Source organism: Treponema sp. R80B11-R83G3 (assembly GCF_054786115.1).
Genome location: NZ_BDHF01000517.1, coordinates 1 through 423, shown reverse-complemented (window position 1 = coordinate 423; position 423 = coordinate 1). Strand labels below are relative to the sequence as shown.

The window sequence follows — 423 nt, the reverse complement described above, 5'->3', positions numbered from 1 at the left end:
GAATATAACCCCTTAATGTAATTGTGTTGTAATCGTTGCTTATTTGTCCAATGAAACAATTTTCCTTGCCAAAATACAGCCATATAATGTGTCCGTTGAAAATCAAATCATTTGTGTTATTGTCGCTGTTCCACCTTCTAACTTGTCCGTCATACAAGTAATAATCGAAATTTGAATTTCCGTTATTAATTAAACCGATAAAATCAAATGTTCCGCTACCTGTGCTTGTTGCGTTCGCCGCAGGAACAAGGTTGATTTGTTTCGTTTGACCTTGTAGAGTTGTTGTTGTTCCGCCAACATTCGGCATTGCTACGCCGCCATTTTCGCCAAGCACGAGAGTTCGTACCGTTCCGCCAATATTGCCCTTGAATGTTCCATGCCAAGCATCTTGCACAGGTGGCACAATTATGCCACCACCAATAC

Annotated in this window: 1 protein-coding gene; it reads right to left on the bottom strand. The window is 40.9% G+C overall.

Annotated features, from left to right (window positions below):
* A partial coding sequence (locus tag ACYVRH_RS14745) for a hypothetical protein (protein WP_461257613.1) occupies nt 1-423 on the bottom strand: 423 nt, incomplete at both ends.